The 4,051-nt window shown below is 42.4% G+C and carries 4 protein-coding genes; 1 reads left to right on the top strand and 3 read right to left on the bottom strand.

The features are described from left to right. Together PX481_RS27030 and PX481_RS27025 are read right to left on the bottom strand one after the other, a co-directional pair. Window positions 1–308 (bottom strand): DUF3782 domain-containing protein (locus PX481_RS27030; RefSeq protein WP_288097023.1); only part of this gene is annotated, 308 nt, incomplete at its 3' end. A gap of 57 nt (window positions 309–365) precedes the next feature. Then, window positions 366–905 (bottom strand): NERD domain-containing protein, encoded by a 540-nt coding sequence (locus PX481_RS27025; protein ID WP_061432618.1) that lies wholly within the window; start codon window positions 903–905, stop codon window positions 366–368. A 63-nt stretch (window positions 906–968) separates the two neighbouring features. Here PX481_RS27025 and cbiE point away from each other — a divergent pair, with 63 nt between their 5' ends. Further along, complete coding sequence (cbiE, locus tag PX481_RS27020; RefSeq protein ID WP_288097020.1) at window positions 969–2,237, top strand: precorrin-6y C5,15-methyltransferase (decarboxylating) subunit CbiE; 1,269 nt, start codon at window positions 969–971, stop codon at window positions 2,235–2,237. Window positions 2,238–2,487: 250 nt separating this feature from the next. On the opposite strand, the gene PX481_RS27015 is transcribed toward cbiE, so the two are convergent. Next, window positions 2,488–2,919, bottom strand: a complete 432-nt coding sequence (locus tag PX481_RS27015) for an endonuclease domain-containing protein (protein WP_223213117.1) — start codon at window positions 2,917–2,919, stop codon at window positions 2,488–2,490. Window positions 2,920–4,051: the final 1,132 nt, after the last annotated feature.

Here is a 4,051-nt window from a genome sequence, read left to right as displayed (position 1 = left end):
TTCTCATTAGTTACTAACACATCAATTTCTAGGGTTTTACCGTCGAGACGTTTTCTGACTCTTTGACTAACTTGATGTACGGGAATCTGACGATTTAAAAATAAAGTCTCACAAGCTGGAGCTACCATATTTTCGACAAAACGTCCCCATTTACCCCCAAGATTACCAATTTCTTGACTGAGTCTGGTAATTTGGCGATCGGTTTCTTGAAAGCGTCGCTCGGTTTCTTGAAAGCATCTTTCTGTCTCTTTTTGAGCTTCTACTAATTCGGCTAATAATTTCCAAACATCATCGGCGGTGGTGGTCATAATTTTTCCTCTGAATTAACTTGACAATAACCTGATTACATCTTGTTTTTAAAGCCCCTACCACGTTTTCGGTTGAAACTCAGTATCGTTAAGAATCGCTACGTTTTCACCCCTTTGTGCCAAGACAAATAAACCTTGACGATAGGCATATTTATCCGCTCCTTCTTCGATTTCAATGCCTGCTACTGCCCCATATAATTGTTTGTGGTTATATTCGGGAAAAAATTGTCTAAATTCTGTTAGATTCTTGATTAATTCTTTGACATCATCTACACTTAAACTACTTTTGACTTCCACTACTAGCACATGATTCTCATTAGTTACTAACACATCAATTTCTAGGGTTTTACCGTCGAGACGTTTTCTGACTCTTTGACTAACTTGATGTACGGGAATCTGACGATTTAAAAATAAAGTCTCACAAGCTGGGGCTACCATATTTTCGACAAAACGACCCCATTTACCCCCAAGATTACCAATTTCTTGACTGAGTCTGGTAATTTGGCGATCAGTTGCTTGAAAGCGTCGCTCGGTTTCTTTTTGAGCTTCTACTAATTCGGCTAATAATCTCCAAACGTCATCGGCGGTGGTGGTCATAATTTTTCCTCTAAATTAACTTGACACTAACCCGATTATATCTTGTTTGAAGGATAGAGCCTGATGGCAGATAATGAAATAGTAGCGATTTTTTTTAATATGGCGGATCGCAATTGTAAGTCGAAATGGCTATCGATCATAGGAATTGGTGAAGATGGCTTAGAAGGGTTAAGTTCGGTGGGGCGAAGTCTGCTTTCTTTAGCATCAGTTATTGTCGGTGGTGAACGACATCTGGCAATGTTACCCCCAGAGGATCGACGGCAAAAACTGCTCTGGACTTCTCCTATTCAAGACTCTGTGAACGAGATTATCCGCCTTCGTGGTCAATCCGTCTGTGTTTTGGCCAGTGGTGATCCCATGTGCTACGGGATTGGTGTCACCCTCACCCGTCAGATTCCCCTTGAGGAAATGACGATTATTCCCTCTCCTTCTGCCTTCAGTCTTGCCTGTAGTCGTTTGGGTTGGTCTCTGAGTGAAGTGGAAACTTTGAGTTTGTGCGGTCGCCCTCCGGCTTGGTTGAATGGGGTGCTTTATCCCGGCGCTAAACTGCTGGTACTGAGTGCCGATGCCCAGACTCCAGCGATCGCTGCTCGGCTGCTCCGGGAGGGAGGTTTTGGCGAGAGTTCCATCACGGTTTTAGAACATCTAGGGGGAACCCTGGAACGCCACATTCAAGGCATCGCCAACGATTGGCAGTTTACAGATCTGGCGGATTTAAATGTCATCGCCATTAGCTGCATCTCCTCCCATCCCCCCACCCTGGCGCCGCGCCTTCCAGGACTGCCGGATTCTGCCTACCATCATGACGGACAGTTGACAAAAAGAGAAGTTCGTGCTATCACTCTGAGTACATTGGCTCCCCTACCCGGACAATTGCTCTGGGATGTGGGGGCAGGTTGTGGTTCCATTGCCATTGAGTGGCTGCGGAGCGATCGCCGTTGCCAGGCTATTGCGATCGAACATCATCCCACCAGATTACAATACATTGCCGATAATGCCGCCGCCTTGGGAACGCCTCACCTGCAAATCGTCGCCGGAATCGCACCGAGCGCCCTGGAAGATTTACCGCAGCCGGACGCTATTTTTATTGGTGGCGGTATCACCACACCCCACCTATTGGAAACCTGTTGGTTAGCCCTGCGCCCCGGGGGTCGTCTTGTTGCCAATACTGTTACAATTGAAAGCGAATTAGTCCTCTTGCAATGGCATAGTAAATTAGGAGGGGAACTGCTGCGAATTGGCATTGAAAAAGCCGAACCGGTCGGCAAGTTTTTGGGTTGGAAAGCAATGGCTCCCGTAACCCAGTGGACTGTTCTGAAACCGAGATTGTAAATCCTTGATTTTGTCCTTGCTCTCTCTTGCAAAAGTTGTCAATAGAACTTTTTGGGTATTCTTTTCCTCTCTAATTAGTTAGGTGTTAAAAATTGTCAGATCCCCCTTAATAAGGAGGGATCAAAGCCCCCCTTATCAAGGGGGGTTGGGGGGATCAAAGCCCCTTAATAAGGAGGGATCAAAGCCCCCCTTATCAAGGGGGGTTGGGGGGATCAAAGCCCCTTATCAAGAAGGATCAAAGCCCCCCTTATCAAGGGGGGTTGGGGGGATCAAAGCCCCTTAATAAGGAGGGATCAAAGCCCCCCTTATCAAGGGGGGTTGGGGGGATCAAACTTCCAATTACTCCACAAACTCCCTCAAAATTACTCAAAACTTCTTGATTAGTAAAGCGGATTACTGTTAATCCATAACCTGATAAAATTTGGGTTCTTTCTAAGTCATAGTTCTGAGCATCTTCACTATTATGAATATCACCATCAATTTCAATCACTAATTTTAATTCGGGGCAATAAAAGTCAACAATAAATTGATCAATCGGTCTTTGACGATGAACTCTATATTTAAAATTTTTTAAGTATTCATACCAAAGTTTTCTTTCAGCTTTGGTCATGTTTTTACGGAGTTCTTTGGCTCGTTCTACGAGTTTGGGATTGTAGGGTAGATGATGATTGGTTAATTGCATAAGCTTACTTTCTGGTTAGTCATGTTACCGTACTTAGCCCCCCTTGATAAGGGGGGTTGGGGGGATCAAACTTAACGTGATTGCAGTTTTATTTATTAAAAAAAGAAAGATTATTTTTCAACTAATAAGTTTAGCATATATAGCGTTTTCTGTTCGCACGAGGTACATTATTAATGTTGAAAAGCTTGGCTCTTCGTTACTTGTTATGGTTCGATAGGGGGCATAAATCGACTAAATCCTTATCTGGCAAAAGACTTAATTGATTAGTTCGCTCTAGATAAAAAACAATTGACAAAAATCGCTAAATGCCTTTCTATATAAGGGTTCCATCCCTTATAACCCCCCGTCCATTGCATAACACAAACCGAAGAGCCAAATTTCTGGAAGATCAGAAGGCTGAGAGGTCAAGAGTGGGAATTCAAGAGAAATAAAATCGATATTCAACTTGTTTCCCATCCTAAAATCTGATTTCTAGGTTTTTTATCCTTCAGAAATTAATCATGCCCAAAATCCGAAGTATTGGTAGTCTGATAAGCTTATATAGCAAGCATAAGGGCAAATATTAACTAATATAAAATCGTGCCAAATTTCCCCCACTAAATCAGCATTTCCAGGACTTCCCTGGGGGGGGAATTACGGTTAGGAACTTTTTCTATATACATCGCCACTATTCTAGCAAATAGAGAGAATTCTTGTTGATTAAGAAATGCTACAAACTACATGGGTACATTAAGAGAAGTTAATGGGTGCATCCATTGATGGATAAGGGTTTTCGGCTGTTATAGCTGAACTTCCCTCGTATAACTATACTAGCTATGGCTAAAAGTCTTACAGAGCCTGAGTTAAAGCAATGTAATACTAATTAAATACTGGCTACAAACTCCTGAAATCCTTACGCAGACAGGGTTTGAGGCAAAATTTTTCAAATTTGACCTTTCGACCATTATAGCTTGTTTCCGGGCAGAAAACCATCAAAAACATGACTACAGAGGGAATCGCTGACTCTAGAGATTAATGAGACCATCTGTTATATTAGGGACTTCCAGAGAATAAAATACCCAACAAAAAAATAGAAAAGTGTTTTTTTGAAAAAGTAATTATTTTTGTCTAGGAAAACAAAGAGTCTCCCATT

Source organism: Microcystis sp. M53603_WE2, assembly GCF_030065435.1.
Note: the sequence above shows the minus strand (reverse complement) of the source record. Positions and strands in the feature narration are given on the sequence as shown.

Excerpts from the sequence above, each read along its gene's own strand:
- PX481_RS27015 (WP_223213117.1), bottom strand. The coding sequence starts at position 2,919 with ATGCAATTAACCAATCATCATCTACCCTACAATCCCAAACTCGTAGAA.
- cbiE (WP_288097020.1), top strand. The coding sequence starts at position 969 with ATGGCAGATAATGAAATAGTAGCGATTTTTTTTAATATGGCGGATCGC.
- PX481_RS27025 (WP_061432618.1), bottom strand. The coding sequence starts at position 905 with ATGACCACCACCGCCGATGACGTTTGGAGATTATTAGCCGAATTAGTA.